This window comes from Butyricicoccus pullicaecorum DSM 23266 (genome assembly GCF_900167005.1).
Taxonomy (GTDB): domain Bacteria; phylum Bacillota; class Clostridia; order Oscillospirales; family Butyricicoccaceae; genus Butyricicoccus; species Butyricicoccus pullicaecorum.
Window position 1 is genome coordinate 362,194 of record NZ_FUXW01000003.1, and the last position, 22,586, is coordinate 384,779.

The following is a 22,586-nucleotide window of genomic DNA, read 5'->3' on the forward strand; positions in this document are numbered from 1 at the left end:
CTTACACGAAAACCTAGACTTTCTCTAGTTTTTTTCTCTAACGTATAAAAAAACTTACACACATCGCTCAAGCATTTCCCGACGATGCCTTAACTGTGCCAATTCTCTCTAAGTTCCGTTGCAAGAGATATTGTGTTTGATGATTTCTCTGATTACAGGCGAAATGGACAGTCATTATCACTTCTAGCTCAATTTTGTTTTCTATACCATTCGATACTCTTGGTACTGACCCCATCGCTTCTAAGCTGCCGATTCCGTGTCAAATCAAATGTGACCGCATGCAGCCTGCCTGCAACATATTGACATTGAAAGCCACCGACAAACTCCTGCTGCACCTGACAGCACTCTCCCGGTCTGAGTCCGGCAAAAGCTCCCAACGCCATTGGCATCACAAGATACGGCATGTATCGAAAAGCCAGCTGAAACATCCGCTGTAAAACTTTGTTAGGGATATCACGGAAGATTGGCTGCTTCTCTTCCGAAAAACAAGTCACATGAAAGTTTGGTATGGTAGCTACCTTTTTCTGAAAGCTACGAATCTGCCCACCCTGCCGTTCCAGCTTTTCCTCCTTCTTCCACAGTTCTTTCTTCTTGACCGCAAGTTTAATTCCGTCTTTCAGCAGATTGTCCACAAATTGTGTACAAGTCAAGATACACTCACTGACTTGCAGTTGGGTTCGATAGCGTCCGGTGCGCTCGGATGGGATCTTTGCATAGTGCTCAAAATAATCGGTTATCTTTTCATAAGTGATCTGCGAAAATCGGTGAATGCGGTGTGGGGTATCGGGACCACAGAAAAAATAATTGAGCATCTGTGTCACATAACGCAGCTTCTTATAGTTGCTTCGGGTGATCGAGCTGACGACACCGGTTCTCGTGTCTGCATACTGCGCCAGTCTTGTCCACTTCCAGATCAGACCGTTTTCATCCTTGATGACGATGAAATAGCGCAGCACTTGTTCTCCATTATCCGCCAGACACCGCAACTCATAAATTCCAAAGCACAGCTGTTCACAAACCTGCTGCATATACTTCCATTCTTCTGTTGTATTGATCCTTGCATCTTCCATATTCATTTTTCTCCTTTTTTGTGGGTCTCTGTTTTATGCTATGCATTTGGAAAAATATGTATTATGTGATGAATATTCATCCACGGATTTTCAAGCATCCCCTGAATTTCTTGCGAGAAAATCATGCATTGCACAAGTTCTTTTACTACTTGCTGTAAGCGAGAAAACATTCTTTGGACATGGTAATATCATCATCTTCCGATATTTTCTTCATGGTATTTATTTTCTCGTTTCTCTTACAAAGGCGATAAAATGAAAAAAGGCACTTCATATAAGCCCATCTGCTATCAAATGAGCCTATATCAAGTACCTTGCAAACTTTTATGATGTTTGGAGCTTATCTCCGTTTTTTTCTCGCTGAAACTTATAATAACGAGACCCAAAATTCCCATTGGATATACCAAGAGGAGAAGATCGATATCGATCTTCTCCTCTTTTTTGTTACTTATCAGTGTTAGTTTTCCGGCTCTTACTGCTTCTTATATCCGCACTTCGGGCAGACACCGTGCTCATTGAGTGCAATACCGCACAGCGGGCAGCGGTCGATCTGGTTGTGGGTGCTGAAGTCTGCCGAAGCTGCGTTGACACCGCTGGTAAAGGTGATCTTTGCAATATTCAGCTTATCCTTGAGCAGATCATAGACAATCTTGATCATGCCCTCTACGGTCAGCGTCTCCTTGGTGACCACCAGACGGCATTCCGGGTAAGCGGTTGCCAGCTCGGTCTTGAATGCCGGACCCTTCATCTGGTTCTGCGGTGCGCCGTCGCGGATGCCCTGCTCCTCGTATACCTTGAGCACTGCCGGCAGCAGCGGATCGTCCTCGCGCAGGATCAGTGCATGGTCGAAATTCTTGAGCACTTCCCAAGCGGTCTTCTGAATCTCGTTGCACGGGAAAACCATATTTACGCCGGGCTCTACCGAATCTTCTACCTCAATGGTCAAAACGCCGGTATGTCCGTGGAGATACTGGGCTTCTCCCTTGAATCCGTAAAATCTGTGGGCGTACTGCAAATCCAAAGTTGTGATACTTCTCATGGTATAGTCCTCCTTATTGTTATTCTGAGCCGTAGCTCTTGCGGACGAAGTGAAGTGTTGGATTCACTTCGGGCTTTCTTTTTCAGCATTGATAATCAATATTATCTTTGACAATAATATACTCCATCTTTTCCAGTTTGTCAACCGCTTTTTGAGAATTTTTCTCATTTATCTTTTATGCACAAAAATCTCACATAGGATCTAGTAAACCTGCCCGTGCTGCATCTTGTGTGCAAGCAAGAAATCCCTGGACGAAAAATCGTCCGGGGATTTTATTTCCTTCGATCTTACAGCAGTTCCTTCTGATGGGTTGCGTACAGATACTCGTCGATGGTATTGATGATGCGATCTTCAACCAGCTCGACCGGATCGTTGACCAGCAGGCCCTCGCGTACCTTGGTGTACTGGATGGGCATGAACTGGCTGAGCAGGTTGAGCGGGATGCCCAGCGTGCGCAGGTTGGAGATCAAGCGTTCCTTGGCAGCCTCAACAGCCGGGGTCGGCATGTAGTAACGGCAGCGGTCGGAGAACGAATACTTGCGCTTCATGCGCAGCTCGAGCTCGGTGCCCTGGTAGTGCTTGCGCCAGTGCTTGCCTTCCTTGAGCATCTCAGCCTCAAGTGCATCCTGGAAGCCGCTGGGAGTGATGTCGGTGCCGTAAATCAGCTCCTTCTCGATGTTCTCGAGTGCAAACATACCCTCGCGCATTGCAAAGGTCAGAGCCGGGCCAACCTTCAGGATGCCGACGCCGTCCTCGACCAGCTCACGCAGCTTGATCTTGGTCTGGTAATCGGTGGAATGACCCTCGAATACCAGATTCGGGAATTCCTGGATGGAAGCCATCAGATCCTTTGCCTTCTCACGGTCGTACTCGGTGCAGCCGCTGTCCTTCTCCTCGACACCGGGCTGTACAACAACGCCGATGACGTTGTCCCAAGCCTCGTCCAGACCCTGCTCACGGAATGCCTTCTCAAAGGTTGCAACCGTGTTCTTGAAGTCCTCAACCTTGGTGACCTGTACGCCCTGATCGACTGCGCCAACAGCGCCGCCCGGGATCGGAACCTCACTGCCGACGATGTAGACCGGTGCGATTGCGTCCGGATCGCTCTCGAGCAGCTTGTGGTAGGTATCCTGTGCCACGCGTGCCAGACGTGCGCCGCGCTTTGCGATGGTCTCGTCGCTCAGGCGGGTGTTCGGGTCGTCAGAAGCGACCTTCATGCTGGTGTCAATGTGAATCTTGGTGAAGCCAGCGCCGACATAGTGACGGATGAGCTCCTCAGCGTTCTCCATTGCCTGTGCCTCGTCCATGCCGGCAAAGGTCAGCGGGCCCAGATGGTCGCCGCCCAGGAACAGACGCTTGGGATCAAAGCCGACCTTGTCTGCGATACCCAGTACGAAGTTCTTGAAGTCCAGCGGGGTCATACCGGTGTAGCCGCCGTTCTGGTCACACTGGTTTGCCGTGCTCTCGATCAGCACGCACGAGCCGTCGCTCTTGCCGCGCTTGAGTGCAGCCTCGATAACGTAGCCGTTTGCGCTGCATACCGAATAAATACCTACGTTCTTGCCCTGTTTCTGCAGTTCTACGATCTTCTTCAGCGGATTATGATTCATCATAATCACTCCTTCCCAATTTTTTGATGCGGTCACGGGGCGCATCTGCGTCCCTTTGATTTTTTCATCCCGGCACTTGCAAAAGCGCAGACAGTCCGGGTATTTTATGCTATACTATTGATGTTGAAAATCCACCTTGTGTCTTTTCAAATTCACAGAAAAGAGGTCATTTATTATGCCATTGGTTACAACCAAAGAAATGCTCCTGCGTGCGCAGGCCGGTCACTATGCGGTCGGTGCATTCAACGTAGAAAACATGGAGATGGTGATGGCAGTCGTGCAGGCGGCTGAGGAAAGCCGCGCACCGGTCATCATGCAGACCACGCCGTCCACCGTCAAGTACGCCGGTCTGGACTACTACCTCGCCATGGCCAAGGCTGCCGCAGAGCGTGCAACCGTTCCGGTTGCCATGCACCTCGATCACGGTGACAGCTTCGAGCTGGCTATGCAGGCACTGCGCACCGGCTACACCTCCATCATGATCGACGGCTCGCACGACTCCTTCGAAGACAACATCGCCCTCACCCGCCGTGTCACCGACGCCTGCGCACCCTCCGGTGTTCCGGTTGAGGCTGAGCTCGGCAAGGTCGGCGGCAAGGAAGACGACCTGGAAGGCGGCGACGGCAACCCGTTCACCGATCCCCAGCAGGCCAAGGAGTTCGTTGAGCGCACCGGTGTAGACTCGCTGGCCGTTGCAATCGGTACGGCACACGGTCTGTACAAGGGCGTGCCCAAGCTGGACTTTGACCGTCTGAGTGCCATCCGCGAGCTGGTTTCCATTCCGCTGGTACTGCACGGTGCATCCGGTGTACCGGACGAGGCCGTTCGCGAGTCCATCCGCCGCGGCATCTGCAAGGTAAACTTTGCCACCGAGCTGCGCATCGCGTTCAGCGACGGTGTTAAGAAGTACCTCGCAGAAGATCCCGACGCATTCGACCCCAAGAAGTACTGCAAGGTCGGACGTGCCAATGTTGTAGCACTGGTCAAGGAGAAAATCGCTCTGTGCGGCTCGAACGGCCAGGCTTAAGCAGATGTTTTACGAAAAAACCATCGTTTTTACGATGGTTTTTTCTTTTTTCATTTCATTTTGGAAAGTGCAACCATGTGCAGGATACTGCAATACAGACCAACAACGGCCAACAAACCGCTGAGCACGTTGAGTCCCATAGAGTACTGCTCCATGTACGCATTGAGCACGATCAGCACCGCAAACAGCAGATACAGCACCGCCAGCGCGATGACCTTGCTGCGGCTCTTATTATCGATGATGTACTGCAGCGATGAGACACGGCGCTCAAAGTCTACATCCTCCGCAACTTCCAGCTTTTTGAGGTAAGACATGCGGAAGTAGACCTCGACCAGAACGGCAGTGATCACACCGGCCAGAACGGCCTGTGTCCAGGACAGGAAGGTGCCTGCACACAGGATGGCCGCGAACAGAATGATGACAAAGCGGTTCTGGAAGAACAGCATGCGGTTCTCATTCTGCTTGTGAATCAGATAACCCTGTTTGGTCAGTCGATCATAGTAGATCGTGCGCTTACGCTTATCGGTATAGACATTGCGCCCAGACAGGCGAATGGTCTCATGCGGTGTCGATTTCTTTCTACCCTTACTCATTTATTCCCCATCCAACATGCTTTTTCCTGCGCAATAAGTCTGTACGACCTCGTAATCGCGATCCAGAACAACCAGATCGGCATCCAGACCAACCTTGATCGAGCCCTTGCGGTCAGCAACACGCAGGCACTCTGCCGGGTTCTTGGTGCAGGAATTGATTGCGGTCTCGATCGGAACCATAGCCTCCTCGATCAGCAGGCGCAGACCCTTGTTGATGCACAGGGTGGAACCTGCCAGACCCTTAGTAGAGGTCAGGTGTGCGCTGCCGTCGGGGTAAATCTCGATCTCGTTGCCGCCGAACAGGAACTTGGAGCCTGCCGGAGAACCCTTTGCCATGAGGGCATCGCTGACCATCATGCCGTAATGCGGTCCCTTGAGCTCAAAGAACTGCTTGAGGGCAGCCGGAGTCGAGTGGTTGCCGTCGCAGATGATCTCGCCGTACATGCTCTTAATGTTGTAAGCTGCGCCAACCAGACCATTCTGACGATGGTTGAAGGGCGACATGCCGTTGTAAACGTGGGTCATCGAGCGTGCACCGTGTGCGCATGCCATAACTGCCTGGTCAAAGGTTGCAGCCGAGTGACCGATGCTGACAACTACGCCGGTTTCCGTGCAGTAACGGGTCAGTGCGAAATCCTCGTCGTTCTCAGTTGCCATGGTGATATACTTAATCAGACCGTGTGCAGCCTCCTGATAACGCTTGAACTGTTCAACAGCCGGTCTCTTGATGTGCTGCTCGGGCTGCGCACCCTTGTACAGCATGTCCAAGAACGGGCCCTCGAAATGTACGCCCAGTACTTCCGCACCGGTGTAACCCTCTTCGACGACATTTGCCACATTTTCCAGTGCCTTGGTCAGGACTTCCTCGCTCTGGGTAATGGTGGTGGGCAGCAGGCTGGTGACACCTTCCTTGACAATACCGCGCAGCCACTTGCGCAGACCTTCGGGCTCTGCATCGTTGGTGTCAAAGCCAAACGCACCGTGACAGTGCACATCGATAAATCCGGGCAGTACCCACTGATCGCCGTAATCTACGTCGGCTTCCTTGGTGCCGTACGGGTAGATCTCTGCGATCTTTCCGTCCTCGACTACGATCTGTGCCGGTACAAACCGGTCAGCCATCCATACTTTTTTACTCTGAAGAATCATGTCGATCGACCTCCTAATTACTCTTGCCGCGTTGCCTGCTTTGCAGGCTGGTATGCGCGATCGCGGCACGATATCGCGGGTTTTGTACCCCATTTTTCCGTTTGGCTTGCATTTTTCCCGCAAATCCATTAAAATAGATTCACAAGTTTTATGCATTCCCCATAAATCAGCAGGTAGATGACACAGGGAGATTTTTCGATTATGATTCACAACGTATCCGGGAGCAATTTCCTTGCTTTCGGTTCTTTTTATGACGAACCGGTCAGTACAGATCCATTTCATCTGATCTCACGGCTACAGCTGGTGCATACCAAATCGGTCGACCAGCTCTATTCCTATCCGTGCGAGATTCATCTGGAACTGACGCAGGGTATTGCTTCGCTTCTGGTGGGCTCTTCTCCCCGACTCGAGGAGCTCAAGACCTTCCCCATTCACCATTATGTGAAGCTCAAACCAAATACGTATTTTAATCTCATCGTACACTCGGAGGAGATCGTTTGCAATCTCATTACGCCGAACGTGCATCCGACTGCCGTCAAACTTGCTGTTCCCTACCTATATCAGCCTTTTTTCTCTCCGTTTAATGTTCTGGAAATCTTCGACTCTTATGTCTCCCAGGTGACCGAATTCCATTTCCGCAGCACCGTTCACGATTACTATGAACTGTTCTACGTCATTGACGGTTCACTGACCCTGAACATGGCCGGGGACAGCCGCACGATTGAGGAAAACGACCTCATCATCTGTGGTCCGCACCAGCCCTATCCCCGTCAGATCAGCAGTGATACCTTCTGCAACTATCTGACCGTGGTCTTTGACATGGGAAACGCCGAGAGAATCCATTTTTTAGGACAAACCTTCTCCTGTTCGGAATCCATCCGCAGTGCGCTTGATAAACTCATCGCGCAGAGTCTGTCCCACTCCTACTATACCCAAACTCTTATGCTGTGCTACCTGCAGGAGGTCATCACCCAGCTCATGCAGCTGACCGACACCCTCTTGCAACCGCACAGTACGCCAACGTCACAGCAAAATTTTCAAAACGACTTGCTCCAGCAGATCTTAGCCTACATGAACAAGAAGGTTGCCGAGCCGATGACTGTGGAAGAGATCTGTCACAAATTCTTCATCTCACGTTCGTCCTTGCAGAGCCTGTTCAAGGCCCATCTGCATACCTCACCCAAAAACTACCTCATCAACATCAAGCTGCAAAAGAGCAAGGAGCTGATACAGGAAAACCGGCATACGATCAGCGAGATCGCTTATCTGCTCGGTTTCAGCTCCATTCACTACTTTTCCAGACTGTTCAAGAAGTACTATAACATGTCTCCGAGTGAGTACGCCAAGCAGGTCAGTGAGATGAACAAATCCGAGGCACTCAGTCCTCCACAGACTGAATGCTATAACGAGAGATCTGAATGACGTTGCCCTTGCCGACCTCTACGTCAATGACATCGTCGCGAATCTTGACGATCTTGCCGTAGATACCGCCGGCAAAGAGGATCTTTGCGCCAACCTTGATCCCTTGCTGAAGCTTGGCCATTGCTTCACGGCTGCGCTTCATATTGCGTGCGGACATGATCGAAATGACCAGTGCGCATACAATGAACAGTACGCCAACCGTACCGCAGGCCCACAGGATTACTTCCCAATTCATGCTGTTTTGCTCCTTCTGCTGTGATACGCAACACGGTGCAACCGCAGGAAAATCCCCGCTGGCTGCACCCGGTTACCAGGCATGGTTTGCCCTTTGCGGGCAAACCATGCTTTTTTCTTTCTCTGATTCTTATGCGCGGGTGTACGGATACAGGGTAACACCCTTAACAACGCGGTTTACCTCACCGGTCGGGCACGGATTGTCCGGGGTGATGCCCATAGCCAGGGACTTGAGCACTGCCAGAGTCTGTGCAAACAGGATGTAATCCAGACCGAGCAGAACGTTCTCGTGCTCACCTTCCAGACCGTAAACAACGGTGTAGTCAACCAGAGCTGCAACAGCGTCGTCAGCCTTGGACATAACAGCAACGATCTTGTTGCCCTTGCGCTGGCCGCTCATCTCCTTGATGAGGTCAACTTCGTACTGTCTGGTGTACGGGTCGTCGCTCAGGTAAACAACGGTGATGGTGTCGTCGTTGATGATGGACTTGGGACCATGACGGAAGCCCAGAGGAGTGTCATACATGGTAACAACGCCGCCGGCGGTCAGCTCCAGCATCTTCAGAGCGGACTCCTGAGAGGTGCCCTTCAGGGTGTTGCTGCCCAGGTAAACGATGCGATTGAAGTCGTACTCGTCGACGATCTTCTGTGCGATGCCGTACTGGTTATCCAGGAAGGACTGGCCAGCCTCGATCGTGGTGCGAACCTTTGCGATGGTCTCGTCCAGCTCGTCCAGATGGAAGCACAGGTAGGTTGCCAGATACATGTTCGAGAAGCTCGAAGTCATTGCAAAGCTCTGGTCATGGGTCTCGTCGGTCAGATTGATTGCGTAGCAGTTATCGGTCGTTGCTGCACGCTTGGACAGAGCGCCGTCCTTGTTGCAGGTAACGAACAGATGGTATACGTGATCGCATACAGCCTCTGCTGCATCGATTGCGCCGACAGACTCCGGAGAGTTGCCCGAACGGCCGAAGCTGATGAGCAGGGTGGGCTTGGTGCGGGACAGGTAGGCCTCGGGGGTTGCAACGATATCGGTGGTACCGTAGGACTTTACCTTATGGTTCATCAGGCGAGTCAGGTGCGGGAACAGTGCATTGCCAACGAACTCACTAGTGCCTGCGCCGGTCAAAACGATATCGAAATCCTCGCAGGTAACAACCTGATCGATGAACTTCTTGAGCTCGTCCTTATGCTCTGCGATCTGGCGGCAGGTCTTCTCCCAGGTTGCCGGCTGCTGATAAATCTCGGACAGGGTAAATACCGAGGAGGTTTCCTGCATCTTATCTTCGCCAATACCAAATACAGTCTTCATGATTATTACTCCTTTTCCTGTGCGGGTGGTCTCACCCGCAAGCTGTGATCATTGAAAAAATCTGTATGAATTTTCGTGTTTGAGTGAATCTTTTAGATTCCGTCTTCGCACTCTTCCTGCTGAACAGCCTGGAACTCATACTTGAGTACCTGCTCGCTGCCGGTCTGCAGTGCGGTCTTAACCAGCTCCTCGACGTCGTCTTCAAACTTACGAGTCATAGAGACTTCGAGCAGCATGGGCAGATTGGTGCCGCCGATAACCGTAACGTTGCCGCGCGGATAGCCGACCTCAACTGCGGTGCGGAACGGGGTACCGCCGACCAGATCGGCAAATACCAGGATGTGCTCGCAGTCCTTCAGATCGTCGAGCGCCTTGTTCAGCTCGCGGGACAGATCTTCCAGGCTGTAAGTGGGCAGGAAATCAACATAGCGGTAATCTTCCTGCTCGCCTGCGATGAGGTTGACCGAGCTGGTGATGCCCGAGCCAAAGTTTGCGTGTCCAGTTACTAATAATCCGATCATTGTTCTTCTTCTCCTATCTTCATTATCGAGATACCGTCATCAGGACAGTACCGTTTTCCCTGTCTGTGTCCGCTCCTCGAGCTGCTTCATCTGCTTTTCGAGCAGGGGCACATATACGGCCTGGGGATGGAAGCAAACCTTTGCGTTCTGATAATAAATCAGTGCATGTTCGTCATCGCCCAGTGCTTCATACTGCCTGGCCACCATAAACAGGATGACGCCAAGCGCAAAGCCATAATAATGTTTCCCATTGATCTCGTCGATCATTTCATCGATCAGGTCGGTTCTGTGGTCGATCATGACCGCATATGCCTGTTCGCTGAACTTTACATACGCCGCATCCCGCACAGCCCGGATCCCTTCCAGCAGCCATGCCGCGTAAGTACCCTTCCCCCGAATGAGGAAGGTGTGATAATACTGTTCGAGAAAGCTCTTTTTGTCTGCCGGGTTCTTGTACGTTGTCGCGATCATCTGCTTGAGTTTTTCCTCAAACGCCGCGGCATCCTCGCCCATGTACCGTGCACGCAGCTGGTACAGGTCGCAGGTGTACTCGCCCAGGATCCTGCGCGACGTGGCCATATTGGTCAGCCGCTCGACGGTCTCGCCGTCATTTTTGCGCAGACTCATATTCAGATTTCTCAGCTGAAAATTTTTGACCGCCTGTACGCCGACGTAGCCGACGAAGGCGAGAAAAATAATCATCGCCGTCACTGTGCTCACAAAATCACCTGTTTCTGTTTTCTAAAACATAGAGGGGAAATGCAAAGTTGTCATTTCCCCCCTTCATGTTTTCAATCGATTCTGCGGTCAAGTGACTGGCAGAACTTATGTTTTGAAATGGATTATTCCGGCATGGTTACGGTAACGCCAGACTCCTGGAGTTCAACAACAACCTGGTTCAGAGCGTCCCAAGCCTGCTGACCGGTCTTCTCCGGAGCAGCCGGTGCGGGATACTCATACCACTCAACCAGCGGATTGTAGCCGCCCAGAATGGTGTTGCCGTCAGCGTCCATAGCCTTGGAGTCGCCAGTCCAGATACCGAATGCGCAGCCTACGATACCAACAACCAGGATCATCAGGATGCACTTAACAGGCGTCCAGCCCTTCTTGATCAGAGCGTAGATACCCAGCGTGATCAGCAGGGGCAGCAGCTTGGGCAGGATGCCGTCGAGCAGGCCCTGCAGGTTGATCGCAGGATTGCCGATGAAGATACGCAGCGTGGTGTTACCATAGTTTGCGATCAGACCGCCGACTACGAATACACCCAGGATGCTAGCTGCACGGGTGAATTCCTTCGCGTTGGAGGTCAGCATGGTGACAGCCTTGGTGCCCAGGCCGTAAGACCAGTGCATCAGCCACCAGCGGATCACAAACTGGAAGATATTGAATATCGCGAGGAACATGATGGCGCCGATGATGCTGCCGTCCATCGCCATGTTAGCGGTCAGACCAGCGGTGATCGGAACCAGGGTCAGCCAGAACAGCGCATCGCCGATGCCGCCGAGCGGGCCAGCTGCCGAAATACGTACGGAACGGATGGTCTGCGTATCGGTCTTGTTCTGCTCGAGCGAGAGCACGATACCCATTACAAACGTTACCAGGAACGGGTGGGTGTTGAGGAAGTCCAGGTTATGTGCCATGGAAGCCTTCAGGTCTTCCTTGTTGGTGTGGATCTTCTTCAGACCGGGAAGCATTGCCCACAGCCAGCCGCAGGCCTGCATTCTCTCGTAGTTGAACGATGCCTGCAGGAAGCAAGACATCCATACCATCTTATTCAAGGTCTTGTTATCCAGCTGAGGCGCCGGGGTCAGATCTTGGTACTTTTCAGGAATATTATATGCCATCACAGTCACCTCCCATGTTGCTTGCGCTCATGCCTGCGTTCTCCTTGATCTTGCTGTGGATGGTGAAGTCATAGATTGCAATTGCAATACCTACGAATGCACACAGGATCAGGGTTGCGCCAGACGTGGAGGCATTGGCGCTGCACAGCAGAGCCATAACGAAGCCTGCCAGCAGGAAGCCCCACATCTCCTTGGACATCATGACCTTCATCAGGATTGCGAAGCCGACGAACTTCATAGCGCCGCCTGCTGCATCCAGACCAGCCATTACCCAAGAGTAAGTGTAGGACAGGTTCTTCAGCGTCTCGCCCAGTGCCGAGCCGCCGTACAGACCAGCGACTGCCAGCAGACCGAACAGGGTGCCGAGGATAGCCATTTCGGTGAAGTTGATGTTGCGGATGCCCTTGACATCTGCATTCTCAGCGCACTTGTCAGCCTTAGCCATCATACCGGACATGATGGTGAAGGTCAGGGTAACTGCGTACTGGCCGAATACTGCGAACGGGATCGCAAGACCCATCGCTGCACCGACACCGTCTGCAGTTGCCTCCATGTTCAGAGAGACTGCGAATACGGTTGCCATAATACCACCCAGGATTGCGTTGGGGGGCTGAGCGCCGCCGATCGGCATGCTGCCGATCTGAATCAGCTGGTATGCGCCGCCGACGACGATACCGAGTTCAAAGTTGCCGAGGATTGCACCGATAATCGGGCAGGTTACGATCGGCTGATAAAGAGACTCCAAGAAGCTGAACTGGTCAATACCCATGATAAACGCGACCACGAAGACCAGTACCGCCTGGATTATGGTAATGTGTTCCATTTGTACTCCTTTCCAGGTCATCCTGGTTCAAGCAAAAGGTTTACTTGAACAGCTTATCAATACTTTCTGCAGGGGTGTCCGGAACTCGCTTGATTTCGAGCTCTACACCCAGATCCTGCATTTTCTTAAATGCAGCAACGTCGGCATCATCTACCGCAACAGACGTTGCAACCTGGCGCTTCCCATCTGCCATGTGCATGTTGCCGATGTTGACTTTCTTGATCGGTACACCGCCCTCAACCAGCTTGAGGACATCCTGCGGGGTTTCGCAGATGATGGCGATGTGCTGATTGGGAGAAGCCTTGTGGATGATGTTGATGGTCTTTTCGATGGTGAAGAAGCGGGTCTGAGCATAAGCCGGAGCCGCCATGTTCATCAGGCCCTGACGGAACTCATCCGCAGCAACCTTATCGTTTGCAACGAGCAGCAGGTTTGCGCCAACGACGCCGCACCACTGGGTTGCAACCTGACCATGGATCAAACGGTTGTCAATTCTTGTCAATACAATATCTGGCATAAATATTTCCCCTTTCTTGCAGACTTGCGTGTGACTAAAAAATGTTTCCCCTCTCTTTCAAATTTTCTGAAGACGTTCATCCCGGGAAGCAGGGCCTGAACCGTTTTCCATTACACAAATTATTGTAGCAGAAGGTTTCTTTTATTTAGTTGCACTTTTCATCTGTTCTTTTGCACTTTTGATTTGTATAATTTTACAAATTTTTAAAAAATGAGACCGTAAAATTGTACCTAATTATCAAATTGTGATAATCTTTTGCGCAAAATTGTGATATTTTGGAGTTCTCTTTTCAATCTGTTTTTTGCTCTTTTATCGAACTTTTTACCGCATTTTTTGCAAGTTTTACCGAATTTTACTAGGGTTTTTATCTATTTGTCAGATTTTTATCAAACCTTTCTGTTTTCCATTTTCCAGCTATTTTTCTGAAATTTGGACACTGTCCATCTTGCACGGACAGCCCCTCAACTTGTTTATACCAGACGGTCTCGACCGCAAATTTAACCGGTTTGCCTTTTTGGCTTTTCTGTGCTCTTCAGTTTGTTTCTGCTCTGTTGCGTTATCACGCGAAAGTCCCCAGTTAACCGCCTGGATTCCAGCATTTTTTGCAGCGTTTTGCGGTGCGTCCAAGTGTCCAAACCCGACTGTTCCAGAAAGTCCAGCGTCTGCTTGGGAAAGCGAACGCCGCACATGGACAGTGCCCACGCCACGCCCATCCGCGCGTTATATCCCTGCGCCGGAACGCCCGCAAGCGCCTCGAGCGTGCGCTGTAAATCGTCCTGTCCTTCAAACAGCTCCAGCGCCATAACTGCACCAAATCGTGCGTGAAATTCCTCCATACTGTGCAAATAGGGCTGAATAAAGTCCCACCAAGCTGCACGATCGGTTAGGTCAAATGAGGCGCACACACCGTCACACACTGCCCAGTTGTCAATCCGCGGCACAAAGTCTGCCGTGCGTGCAAACCGCTCACACTGCTCCATGGGAGCGGTCGCGATCACAATACCCCGGATCATGGTTTCCTCGTACCACGCGTCCGGCGCAGGATCGTCCAGCCATGCCCGCCAGTCGCCGCACACAATCTCCTGTGCCAGCTTGCGCAGCACCGGCATACGCACGCCCAGAATGTTTTCCTTGCCCGGAATCAGTCGCTTCTGAAACGCCTGATATCCTGTGTCCTGCGCCTGCTGCAGCCGTTCCGCACTCACTTGTCTAATCATGTTACATCCTCCAGCAATCCAAGGTCGGATTTCCATTGCAGGACACGACGCACCGCGCTGTTGATCGTGTCCTCGTCGATCGTTCCCGCGTTCACCGCGTCCAGTACAGCCTGATACTGAGTCACAAAGGCACTCGAAAGCAGCAAATCATTGCCCGCCTGTACAGCTTGCACGGCTGCGTCACCACTGCCTGCCGTCTGCGTGATCGCTTCCATAGACAGGTCATCAGTTACGATGACGCCGTCAAAGCCCAACTCCTCGCGCAAAATCTGGTGCATAGTCAGACTGAGTGAGGCCGGATGGTGCGCATCAAAGGCTTCAATAATGTTATGGCTGACCAGAACAGCGTCGGCACCCTGCCGAATGCCTGCTTGGAAAGGCAGAAAATCGCTTTCCCGGAAGGTGGAAGCCGGTCGGGTGTCGGTCACGAGCGCCGTGTGCGTGTCACCGTTGGACCCGTACCCCGGGAAGTGCTTGAGCACGCTGCCCATGCCGTCCTGTTTCATCGTACGCACGACCACGCCCACATAGTCCGATGTATCCGCAGCATTTTTGCCGAATGTGCGCGCATACATAAAATCATTTGCATTGGTACTCACGTCGGCCACCGGTGCAAGGTTGACGTTGATGCCCATTTCCAGCAGAAAACGGTCTTTTTCAGCGGTATCTGCCTCAATGCCTTCCATTCCGCCTTGTGCATAAACCTCCTGCGGAGACTCAAACGGCCAGCTGCGCAGCGTCTTGAATCGGCTGGCACGTACCACCGTACCGCCTTCCTCATCGGTTCCGATGAGCAGCGGAATGTCTGCCGCATCCTGATAAGACTGCACAGTCTGGGCGACTGCGTCGCGCGTCTTGTCCTCAAAATCGCGTGCAAAGAGTACATATCCTGCCGGGTTGTACTGTTCGATCAACTCGACTGCACCGGTGTCCGGACAGCGCACCCAAAACATCTGTGCAGCCTTTTGCTCGAGCGTCATTTGCTCTATGATGCCATCCATCGGATGCGTGCCCAGCGGCGCAGTGTCGTCTGCGGACTCGATGTTCGGTTCGGTCTCCTGCTCGATCGATTCCGGCTGCTCGGCCGGCTGAGTCTGCGCGGTATCCTGCGCAGGCTGCTTTTCTGGCATGGTCGACTGTCCTGCCGGAAAGACAAACACAAACGCCCCGATGCTGACGATTGCCAGCAACAAAGCACACAACAGCGAAGTCTTGCGTTTCATTGCTTTTTCCTCCTTTTTATGGCTGTTTTTCGGATTCTATTATACCATAACCGGCTATGTTGTGTTATAATAATGAAAGATTTTCGCAAAGGAGCTTGACCATGAAACAACTCGTCGGGCGGTTCGCGCCCTCGCCCAGCGGTCGAATGCATCTGGGCAACGTGCTGTGTGCACTGCTGTCCTGGCTGTCCGCCCGCAGTCAAAATGGAGGGTATGTTCTGCGCATCGAGGACTTAGACCCCGATCGCTGCCCGCGTTCCTATGCCGATCTCATCGAAGACGACCTCACCTGGCTGGGTCTTGACTGGGATGCCGGCGGCTCCAAGGGCGGGCCGGACGGCTCCTACTACCAGAGCGAGCGCACCGAGATTTACCAGCACTATTTTGATCTGCTCGAGCAAAAGGGATTGATTTATCCCTGTTTTTGTTCGCGTGCTGCCCTGCACGCGGCCTCTGCCCCGCACCTGTCAGACGGTCGTGTCATCTATGCGGGCACCTGCCGGAATTTGACACCGGACGAGGTTGCACAAAAGCGCAAAACCCGCAAACCGGCGGCACGTCTGATCGTCCCCGACCGCACGATTACCTTTACCGATGGTTTGCAGGGCGAATGCACCGAGCACCTGCCTACCGAGTGCGGTGACTTCATCATTCGCCGCTCGGACGGCGTGTTTGCCTACCAGCTGGCCGTCGTAGTCGACGATGCCCTTGAAGGTGTCACCGAAGTCGTGCGCGGACGCGATTTGCTGGGCTCGACCGCGCGTCAGATCTGGCTGCATGAGCTGCTGGGCTTCACCCCGCCGCAGTTCATTCACATGCCGCTGCTGAACGACGTGGACGGACGACGGCTGTCCAAGCGCGACGCCGACCTTGACCTCGGCATCCTGCGCACACGCTTTACACCCGAACAGCTGACCGGTGCACTGGCCTGCGCGGCCGGTCTGATCGACCGTCCCGAAGCCATCTCTGCCCGTGAGCTCATCCCGCTCTTCTCCTGGGATCGCGTTCCGCACGGCGATTTATGCCTGCCCGAGGGCATTTTCTGATCGTTTGCATCATTGAACCCATCCCCTGCCTGTGCTATAATAGTTCTATAACATTTCTGTAAGGAAGCGAGACAACAGCCTATGATCGACCGCATCAATCTGGATATCCTGCGCTGCCTGCGTGAGAACGCGCGGTGCAAGGCGTCCGATATCAGCCACAAAGTGAATCTATCCGTTTCAGCGGTCATCGAACGCATCCGACGCATGGAGGCCGCTGGCATCATCCGACAGTACACCGTACTCATCGACCCCAAGCAGGTCGGAAACGACCTGACCGCGCTGATGGAAGTCAGTCTGGAACACCCCAAATACTATGATGATCTGGTCGATATGATTCGCCGTCATCCCAACGTTGCCGAGTGCCACTATCTGACCGGTGAGTTTGACTTCCTGCTCAAGATCATCACCGACTCGTCGGCCAGCCTCGAGCAGATTCACCGTACCATCAAGAGCATTCCGGGCGTGTCGGCTACCAAGACCCATTTTGTCCTCAAGACCATCAAGGACGAGGTCGCCATGCTGCCCGATCATCTGGACTAAAAAAGCAGACACCATTTGGTGTCTGCTTTTTCTTTTATAGATTGGGGTCGTATTCGCATTCGACCAGTACCTGCTGCTCTCCATTCTCCCACCACTGTGCAACACAAAAATAATTGGCTTCCTGACCCTCATAAGGCACAAAACCAGCGTCTGCATTGCTCAGATCGACAAAGAGCGTCGCGTCCTGCATCTTGTAAGGCTGACCGTTCCAGGTAATCTCAAAATCACCGAAAGCAATGACCGAGCCGATGCAGTCCTCAGCGGCTGCGTCCACCGGCGCGTCCACCAGGAACTTCGGGAACGACCACTCCATCGTCGTTTCCTTCATATCGCTCTGGAATACGCACTGTCCCTCCACCGTTGAACCCTGGAGGATGACACGGGTTCCCTCGCTTGCCGTATTGATGACATTGCCCTGAAATTCACAATTCACAAAGGTAATCTGTGCGTTTTCTCCGCTGACCGTGACATCCTGCTCAAAAATCAGGTCACTTACGTCCTTCTGCTCTCCGTCGGCCAGCGCAAAGGTGTACTCGGTCGCCGTCTGCTTGCCGCTCTCCTCGCCCTCAGCTGTCTGCGTTTGGGTCTGGGCCTCGGCCTGCTGGTCTGTGTCGGTCTGACCGCAGCCGCCCAGCGCGAGCAGCAAACACATGGTCAAAAACAGTACTGCCATCTTTTTCATCTTTTTGCCCTCCATTTCTTCTTGCATGTTGTGTACGCGTGCCAGGATGGATGGATATTTTTATCATTGTATCACTTTACCAGAGAGAAATCAATGCAATTTTCCAGCCTGTTATCCGGGATTTCCGACCGCGATTTTGCTTTACAGTCTCCCCCGGTCTGTCGTATAATGGACATAAGAAAAACGGCAGTCCGTGCTGCTTGTCTAATGGAAAGGATGCGATCCCATGGCAGAAAAAAAAGTGTTCCACATTGGCGACCGTGCCTCGTTCTCCAAGACCATTTCTGAGAGCGATGTCTACGCGTTCGCAGGCATTACAGGTGATTTTAACGGTCTGCACATGAATGCAGAGTTTGCACGGCACACGCGCTATGGCAAGCGCATCGTGCACGGCAATATTCCGGCCAGCTTTATCTCGACCGCAATGGGCATGTCTCTGCCCGGACCGGGTGCGATCTTTGTCGATCAGAGCACCAAGTTCTTAAAGCCGGTCTACTATAACGACACCATCACGGCAAACATCCAGCTCATTGAAGCGCGCACCAAGGGTGAATTTTACGTATGCACCATCAAGGGCGAATGCCGCAACCAGCACGGTGAAATTGTCATTGTCAGCGTCTGTCACGAAATGATCTCGATGGACGAGGTTGAGATCGTACAGGACGACGACGAGGACTGATTCCCTTTCCAGCCACTGTCCCCGACCCGGGTTTTGCCCGTGGTCGGGTCTTTTTTTTTGCAAAAAAAGACCGCTGAGGATGATTCTCTCAGCGGTCTGCCTGTTTTTTACTTGAGCAGCTCTGCCCACAGGGCGGTATAGAGCTTGTTGGTCTCATCGGACAGGTTTAAGAAGGTCTCGGAGTTTGCAACGGCCTCGGCGCTCGGATAGTGCACCGGATCGTTCTGGATCTCCTCGGGCTGCATCTCGTAGACCTCGCGCTGCGGGCTGGAATAGCCGATGTATTCGGCGTTTGCTGCTGCCGCTTCGGTCGAGCACATGAAGTCGATAAACGCCTCAGCGCCCTCGACGTTCTTGGCGTTGGTCGGGATGCACATCGCGTCGACAAAGAGGTTGGTGCCCTCCTTGGGGACATAGAACGCAAGGTCGGGGTTCTCGTCCATCATGGTCACCGCATCACCGTTGTAATACGGTGCGGCGTACAGCTCCTCGTTGGGCAGCTTTTCCAGAATCTGATCCATGAACAGTCCCTGGAAAGTCGTCTGCTTGCCCTTGGTGATAAGCGCTGCCGCCTCGCGCAGCTCGTCCGCGTTCTCGGTGTTCTGGCTGTATCCCAGATACTTCAGTGCAATGCCCAGTGCATCACGCGGGTTGTCAAACATGGCAACCTCTCCGGCGTACTTCTCATTCCACAGCAGATCCCACGAACCAATATCGGCCTCGTCGATGTACTTGGTATTGTAGATCATACCGACCACGCCCCAAGTGTAAGGCACCGAATACTGCTGTTCGGGGTCAAAGGCAAGGTGGGTGTATTTCTCGTCGATGAGCGAGAAATTCGGGATATTATCATAGTTGATCGGCTGCACCATGCCCTCGTTGATCAGGCGTGCGACCATGTAGTCGGACGGGATCACCACGTCATAGCTCTCGGTCTTGAGACGGGAGTACATGCTCTCGTTGGAGTCAAAGGTCGTATACACGACCTTGTATCCGGTCTCGGCCTCAAACTGTTCGAGCAGGGACTCGTCCATGTACTCGCCCCAGTTATAGACGTTGACGATCTGTCCCTCGGATGCGCTGCCGCCCATCAGGCCGGCCAGCGGTCCACCGATCAGGAAGATGCACACAACACCGGCCAGCACGCACTTGCCGATCGGATGGCTGCGCTTTTTGTACACGGTCAGCTTTTTCTTCTTGTTGAGTGCACGGGTCTGACGGATGTTAATGACAATGAGCAGGATGAGGATGAATACAAACAGGATGGTCGACACTGCGTTGATCTTGGGACTGATGCGGCGGCGCACCATGGAGTAGATGACGACCGACAGCGGCTGGCTGGTATTGCCCGCCGTAAAGTACGAAACCACGAAGTCGTCGATCGAGATGGTGAAAGCCATGATCGCACCGGTCACGATACCCGGCATGATCTCAGGGATAATGACCTTCCAGAACGCCTGACGCGGGGTTGCACCGAGGTCGAGCGCGGCTTCGTAGGCGTTTTTGTCCAGCTGTCTGAGCTTGGGCATGACGTTGAGCACGACATAGGGAATACAGAACGTGACATGCGCCAAAATCAGGGTCAGATACCCCTTTTCAAAGGCCAGAAAGCTGAACAGCAGCATAAACGATACACCCATGATGGTATCCGAGGACGACATGGGAATATTGTTGATGGTCAGATACACACCGCGTGTACGGCGGCCCATCTTCTGAATGCCGATGGCGGCCGCGGTACCCAGGATGGTAGCAAAGATGGCCGAGATGACCGCGACGAAGATGGTCACATAGAGCGAATGCAGGATGCGCTCATCTTGAAACATCTGTACATACCAATCGAGCGTAAAGCCATGCCAGGAGACGCGGCTCTTGCTGTCGTTAAACGAGAACAGCATGAGCACGAAGATCGGTGCGTACAGCAGGATGAACAGGATGGCCATGTAAAATTTCTCAATGAACTTTTTCATCACAGCATCAGCCCCCCTTCTTCAGAGGAACCGTCATCAAACTTGTTCATCACCCACATGCACAGGAAAATGAGTCCCATCATCACGAGCGCAATGGCCGAGCCAAGCTGGGGATTGTAGGCGTTGCCCATGAACTCGAGGTCGATGAGGTCACCGATCAGCATGTACTTACCGCCGCCGAGCAGCTTGGAGATGACGAAGGTGGACACCGAGGGCACAAAGACCATGGTGATGCCCGAAATGACACCGGGCAGCGACAGCGGGAAGATAACGCGCTGGAATACGATGCGCATGGGTGCGCCCAGATCCTGCGCGGCCTCGATGATCTTGGGATCGAGCTTGATGAGCACGGTGTAGATGGGCAGTACCATGAAGGGCAGGAAGTTATAAACCATACCCAAAACGACCGCACCCGAGGTGTTAATGAGCGGGATATAGTCCAGCGTGTAGCCGAAATGGTTCTGCAAGAACGAAATCAGGCCAATCTGGTTCAAAAACTGATTGATAAAGCCCTTGTTTTCCAGAATGGACATCCAGGCGTAGGTGCGCAGCAGGAAGTTCATCCACATGGGCAGCATGATGAGCGTCATGTAGAGCTGCTGACGCTGGGGTGGCTGGCGGGACATGATATAGGCCAGCGGATAGCCCAGAATCAGGCAGATGACCGTCGAGATGAGCGCCAGGACGAACGAGCGGACGAAAATCGGCCAATACTCGACGATTCCGGCGAAGTTTTCTACCGTAAAACCGCCTGCACTGTCCGAAAAGGCGTACAGGACGATCAGCAGGATGGGGCACACGATGAAAACAACCATCCACACCCCATAGGGATATGCCATGTTCTTTTTCAACGTTTTTCCTCCATCTGTCCGCCTTCCTGTTCGGACTTGTGCATGATGTGGATATCAAACGGATCGACCGACAGGCCGACGGCCTTGCCGACCGTCTCGCACTGGGTCGAATGTACAGTAAAGGTGAAGTGCTCGGTGCGCACCATCATTTCGTAGTGCACGCCCTTGAACACGATGGACTCTACAATACCAGTCAGCTGTGCCTGTTCGGTCGGGGTGATCTTGAGATCCTCCGGACGGATAACCACATCAACCGGCGTCATCTCGCCAAAGCCCTCGTCCACGCAGACAAAGTCATGGGTGCAGAAACGCACCAGACGATCTTTGAGCATGGTACCCGGCAGGATGTTGGACTCACCGATGAAGTCCGCGACAAAGGCGTTGACCGGCTCGTTGTAGATGTCGGTCGGGGTGCCAATCTGCTGGATGTGGCCGCGGTTCATGACCACGATGGTGTCCGACATGGTGAGCGCTTCTTCCTGATCGTGCGTAACATAGATAAAGGTAATACCGGTCGACTGCTGGATGCGCTTGAGCTCGAACTGCATTTCCTTGCGCAGCTTGAGGTCGAGTGCGCCGAGCGGCTCGTCGAGCAGCAGGACACGCGGCTCCATGACCAACGCGCGGGCAATCGCGACGCGCTGCTGCTGTCCGCCCGACAGCGAGGTCACGTCACGGTTCTCGAAGCCCTTGAGGCCGACCAGCTCCAGCATGCGCGAGACCTTGCGCGCGATCTCGTCTGCCGGCATCTTGCGGATGTGCAGACCGAATGCGATATTTTCCGCAACGTTCAGGTGCGGAAAGAGCGCATAGCGCTGGAAAACCGTATTGATCTCACGTTTATACGGCGGTACGTCGTTGAGGCGCTTGCCCTCAAAGAGCACATCGCCCGAAGTCGGGGTCTCAAAACCGCCGATGATGCGCAGCGTCGTTGTCTTGCCGCAGCCCGAAGGGCCGAGCAGCGTAATAAATTCCTTATCCCGAATATAGAGATTGATTCCGCGAAGAATGGGTTCGCCGTCAAATTCTTTTTTGATGTTTACGAGGTCGATCAAGTGTTTGCTCAACCACGATGCACCCCCTATCTGAAATTACAATTACTCGTACCTTTTATAGTATAATCATTTGCGTCAAAAGTCAATAAAAACCGCGAAAAAACAAGTTTTTTCGCGGTATCTTTGCTATTTTTATGATTTTCTGACGTTCTCTCTGTTTTTCTCGTC

The 22,586-nt window shown here is 52.8% G+C and carries 23 protein-coding genes; 5 read left to right on the plus strand and 18 right to left on the minus strand.

Going from position 1 to position 22,586, the window contains the following annotated elements:
* Positions 1-188 precede the first annotated feature (188 nt).
* The 3 genes from B5D52_RS08670 to B5D52_RS08680 all read right to left on the minus strand — a co-directional run bounded on the left by B5D52_RS08670 (position 189) and on the right by B5D52_RS08680 (position 3,719).
* Positions 189-1,076, minus strand: a complete 888-nt coding sequence (locus B5D52_RS08670) for a hypothetical protein (protein WP_143149441.1) — start codon at positions 1,074-1,076, stop codon at positions 189-191.
* 463 nt (positions 1,077-1,539) lie between these two features.
* Positions 1,540-2,106, minus strand: coding sequence for a 6-carboxytetrahydropterin synthase (locus B5D52_RS08675; RefSeq protein ID WP_016148350.1), 567 nt, complete (start codon positions 2,104-2,106; stop codon positions 1,540-1,542).
* Between the two features lie 287 nt (positions 2,107-2,393).
* The gene (locus B5D52_RS08680) at positions 2,394-3,719 is read right to left on the minus strand and encodes a class II D-tagatose-bisphosphate aldolase, non-catalytic subunit (protein WP_016148351.1); all 1,326 of its coding nucleotides are present in this window, start codon (positions 3,717-3,719) and stop codon (positions 2,394-2,396) included.
* Between the two features lie 172 nt (positions 3,720-3,891).
* On the opposite strand from B5D52_RS08680, the gene fba reads away from it, so the two are divergent.
* A complete protein-coding gene (gene fba, locus B5D52_RS08685) occupies positions 3,892-4,743 on the plus strand; it encodes a class II fructose-1,6-bisphosphate aldolase (RefSeq protein ID WP_016148352.1) in 852 nt (283 codons plus the stop codon).
* A 50-nt stretch (positions 4,744-4,793) separates the two neighbouring features.
* On the opposite strand, the gene B5D52_RS08690 is transcribed toward fba, so the two are convergent.
* Together B5D52_RS08690 and nagA are read right to left on the minus strand one after the other, a co-directional pair.
* The gene (locus B5D52_RS08690) at positions 4,794-5,336 is read right to left on the minus strand and encodes a hypothetical protein (protein WP_016148353.1); all 543 of its coding nucleotides are present in this window, start codon (positions 5,334-5,336) and stop codon (positions 4,794-4,796) included.
* Positions 5,337-6,485, minus strand: coding sequence for an N-acetylglucosamine-6-phosphate deacetylase (gene nagA / locus B5D52_RS08695; protein WP_016148354.1), 1,149 nt, complete (start codon positions 6,483-6,485; stop codon positions 5,337-5,339).
* 201 nt (positions 6,486-6,686) lie between these two features.
* On the opposite strand from nagA, the gene B5D52_RS08700 reads away from it, so the two are divergent.
* A complete protein-coding gene (locus B5D52_RS08700; RefSeq protein ID WP_016148355.1) occupies positions 6,687-7,907 on the plus strand; it encodes a helix-turn-helix transcriptional regulator in 1,221 nt (406 codons plus the stop codon).
* Here the strand turns inward: B5D52_RS08700 and yajC are convergent.
* From yajC to B5D52_RS08745, 9 genes are all read right to left on the minus strand, one after another.
* Positions 7,864-8,142, minus strand: a complete 279-nt coding sequence (yajC, locus tag B5D52_RS08705) for a preprotein translocase subunit YajC (protein ID WP_016148356.1) — start codon at positions 8,140-8,142, stop codon at positions 7,864-7,866. The genes B5D52_RS08700 and yajC overlap by 44 nt on opposite strands.
* Before the next feature lie 129 nt (positions 8,143-8,271).
* Positions 8,272-9,453 carry an SIS domain-containing protein gene (locus B5D52_RS08710; protein ID WP_016148357.1) on the minus strand — a complete coding sequence of 394 codons (1,182 nt, stop codon included), beginning with the start codon at positions 9,451-9,453 and terminating at the stop codon, positions 8,272-8,274.
* A gap of 92 nt (positions 9,454-9,545) precedes the next feature.
* A complete protein-coding gene (locus B5D52_RS08715) occupies positions 9,546-9,974 on the minus strand; it encodes a PTS sugar transporter subunit IIA (RefSeq protein ID WP_016148358.1) in 429 nt (142 codons plus the stop codon).
* A 39-nt stretch (positions 9,975-10,013) separates the two neighbouring features.
* Entirely contained in the window at positions 10,014-10,676 is a 663-nt protein-coding gene (locus B5D52_RS08720) for a hypothetical protein (protein ID WP_016148359.1), read from the minus strand.
* Between the two features lie 140 nt (positions 10,677-10,816).
* Positions 10,817-11,818 (minus strand): PTS system mannose/fructose/sorbose family transporter subunit IID, encoded by a 1,002-nt coding sequence (locus tag B5D52_RS08725; protein ID WP_016148360.1) that lies wholly within the window; start codon positions 11,816-11,818, stop codon positions 10,817-10,819.
* Entirely contained in the window at positions 11,808-12,641 is an 834-nt protein-coding gene (locus B5D52_RS08730) for a PTS mannose/fructose/sorbose/N-acetylgalactosamine transporter subunit IIC (RefSeq protein ID WP_016148361.1), read from the minus strand. Before B5D52_RS08730 ends, B5D52_RS08725 begins: the two co-directional genes overlap by 11 nt.
* A 40-nt stretch (positions 12,642-12,681) precedes the next feature.
* Positions 12,682-13,158, minus strand: coding sequence for a PTS galactosamine transporter subunit IIB (agaB, locus tag B5D52_RS08735; RefSeq protein ID WP_016148362.1), 477 nt, complete (start codon positions 13,156-13,158; stop codon positions 12,682-12,684).
* 497 nt (positions 13,159-13,655) lie between these two features.
* A complete protein-coding gene (locus B5D52_RS08740; RefSeq protein WP_016148363.1) occupies positions 13,656-14,375 on the minus strand; it encodes a DNA alkylation repair protein in 720 nt (239 codons plus the stop codon).
* Positions 14,372-15,598 (minus strand): glycoside hydrolase family 3 protein, encoded by a 1,227-nt coding sequence (locus B5D52_RS08745; RefSeq protein ID WP_016148364.1) that lies wholly within the window; start codon positions 15,596-15,598, stop codon positions 14,372-14,374. The genes B5D52_RS08740 and B5D52_RS08745 overlap by 4 nt, the downstream gene beginning before the upstream one ends.
* A 101-nt stretch (positions 15,599-15,699) precedes the next feature.
* Between B5D52_RS08745 and gluQRS the strand changes: the two genes are divergently transcribed.
* Entirely contained in the window at positions 15,700-16,644 is a 945-nt protein-coding gene (gluQRS, locus tag B5D52_RS08750) for a tRNA glutamyl-Q(34) synthetase GluQRS (RefSeq protein WP_016148365.1), read from the plus strand.
* 84 nt (positions 16,645-16,728) lie between these two features.
* Positions 16,729-17,184 carry an Lrp/AsnC family transcriptional regulator gene (locus B5D52_RS08755; protein ID WP_040332950.1) on the plus strand — a complete coding sequence of 152 codons (456 nt, stop codon included), beginning with the start codon at positions 16,729-16,731 and terminating at the stop codon, positions 17,182-17,184.
* A gap of 34 nt (positions 17,185-17,218) precedes the next feature.
* Here the strand turns inward: B5D52_RS08755 and B5D52_RS08760 are convergent, their stop codons facing one another.
* Positions 17,219-17,866 (minus strand): hypothetical protein, encoded by a 648-nt coding sequence (locus B5D52_RS08760; RefSeq protein ID WP_016148367.1) that lies wholly within the window; start codon positions 17,864-17,866, stop codon positions 17,219-17,221.
* Between the two features lie 226 nt (positions 17,867-18,092).
* Between B5D52_RS08760 and B5D52_RS08765 the strand changes: the two genes are divergently transcribed.
* Positions 18,093-18,545 carry a MaoC family dehydratase gene (locus B5D52_RS08765; protein WP_016148368.1) on the plus strand — a complete coding sequence of 151 codons (453 nt, stop codon included), beginning with the start codon at positions 18,093-18,095 and terminating at the stop codon, positions 18,543-18,545.
* Between the two features lie 107 nt (positions 18,546-18,652).
* Here B5D52_RS08765 and B5D52_RS08770 read toward each other — a convergent pair whose 3' ends face one another.
* The 3 genes from B5D52_RS08770 to potA are packed head-to-tail and all read right to left on the minus strand — an operon-like array spanning position 18,653 to position 22,430.
* Positions 18,653-20,512: an extracellular solute-binding protein gene (locus B5D52_RS08770; protein ID WP_016148369.1), complete on the minus strand. Its 1,860-nt coding sequence runs from the start codon at positions 20,510-20,512 to the stop codon at positions 18,653-18,655.
* Positions 20,512-21,363, minus strand: a complete 852-nt coding sequence (locus tag B5D52_RS08775; protein ID WP_016148370.1) for an ABC transporter permease — start codon at positions 21,361-21,363, stop codon at positions 20,512-20,514. Before B5D52_RS08775 ends, B5D52_RS08770 begins: the two co-directional genes overlap by 1 nt.
* Positions 21,360-22,430 (minus strand): spermidine/putrescine ABC transporter ATP-binding protein, encoded by a 1,071-nt coding sequence (gene potA / locus B5D52_RS08780; protein WP_016148371.1) that lies wholly within the window; start codon positions 22,428-22,430, stop codon positions 21,360-21,362. The genes B5D52_RS08775 and potA overlap by 4 nt, the downstream gene beginning before the upstream one ends.
* Between the last annotated feature and the right edge of the window lie 156 nt (positions 22,431-22,586).

Excerpts from the sequence above, each read along its gene's own strand:
- B5D52_RS08670 (WP_143149441.1), bottom strand. The coding sequence starts at position 1,076 with ATGAATATGGAAGATGCAAGGATCAATACAACAGAAGAATGGAAGTAT.
- B5D52_RS08675 (WP_016148350.1), bottom strand. The coding sequence starts at position 2,106 with ATGAGAAGTATCACAACTTTGGATTTGCAGTACGCCCACAGATTTTAC.
- B5D52_RS08680 (WP_016148351.1), bottom strand. The coding sequence starts at position 3,719 with ATGATGAATCATAATCCGCTGAAGAAGATCGTAGAACTGCAGAAACAG.
- fba (WP_016148352.1), top strand. The coding sequence starts at position 3,892 with ATGCCATTGGTTACAACCAAAGAAATGCTCCTGCGTGCGCAGGCCGGT.
- B5D52_RS08690 (WP_016148353.1), bottom strand. The coding sequence starts at position 5,336 with ATGAGTAAGGGTAGAAAGAAATCGACACCGCATGAGACCATTCGCCTG.
- nagA (WP_016148354.1), bottom strand. The coding sequence starts at position 6,485 with ATGATTCTTCAGAGTAAAAAAGTATGGATGGCTGACCGGTTTGTACCG.
- B5D52_RS08700 (WP_016148355.1), top strand. The coding sequence starts at position 6,687 with ATGATTCACAACGTATCCGGGAGCAATTTCCTTGCTTTCGGTTCTTTT.
- yajC (WP_016148356.1), bottom strand. The coding sequence starts at position 8,142 with ATGAATTGGGAAGTAATCCTGTGGGCCTGCGGTACGGTTGGCGTACTG.
- B5D52_RS08710 (WP_016148357.1), bottom strand. The coding sequence starts at position 9,453 with ATGAAGACTGTATTTGGTATTGGCGAAGATAAGATGCAGGAAACCTCC.
- B5D52_RS08715 (WP_016148358.1), bottom strand. The coding sequence starts at position 9,974 with ATGATCGGATTATTAGTAACTGGACACGCAAACTTTGGCTCGGGCATC.
- B5D52_RS08720 (WP_016148359.1), bottom strand. The coding sequence starts at position 10,676 with ATGATTATTTTTCTCGCCTTCGTCGGCTACGTCGGCGTACAGGCGGTC.
- B5D52_RS08725 (WP_016148360.1), bottom strand. The coding sequence starts at position 11,818 with ATGGCATATAATATTCCTGAAAAGTACCAAGATCTGACCCCGGCGCCT.
- B5D52_RS08730 (WP_016148361.1), bottom strand. The coding sequence starts at position 12,641 with ATGGAACACATTACCATAATCCAGGCGGTACTGGTCTTCGTGGTCGCG.
- agaB (WP_016148362.1), bottom strand. The coding sequence starts at position 13,158 with ATGCCAGATATTGTATTGACAAGAATTGACAACCGTTTGATCCATGGT.
- B5D52_RS08740 (WP_016148363.1), bottom strand. The coding sequence starts at position 14,375 with ATGATTAGACAAGTGAGTGCGGAACGGCTGCAGCAGGCGCAGGACACA.
- B5D52_RS08745 (WP_016148364.1), bottom strand. The coding sequence starts at position 15,598 with ATGAAACGCAAGACTTCGCTGTTGTGTGCTTTGTTGCTGGCAATCGTC.
- gluQRS (WP_016148365.1), top strand. The coding sequence starts at position 15,700 with ATGAAACAACTCGTCGGGCGGTTCGCGCCCTCGCCCAGCGGTCGAATG.
- B5D52_RS08760 (WP_016148367.1), bottom strand. The coding sequence starts at position 17,866 with ATGAAAAAGATGGCAGTACTGTTTTTGACCATGTGTTTGCTGCTCGCG.
- B5D52_RS08765 (WP_016148368.1), top strand. The coding sequence starts at position 18,093 with ATGGCAGAAAAAAAAGTGTTCCACATTGGCGACCGTGCCTCGTTCTCC.
- B5D52_RS08770 (WP_016148369.1), bottom strand. The coding sequence starts at position 20,512 with ATGAAAAAGTTCATTGAGAAATTTTACATGGCCATCCTGTTCATCCTG.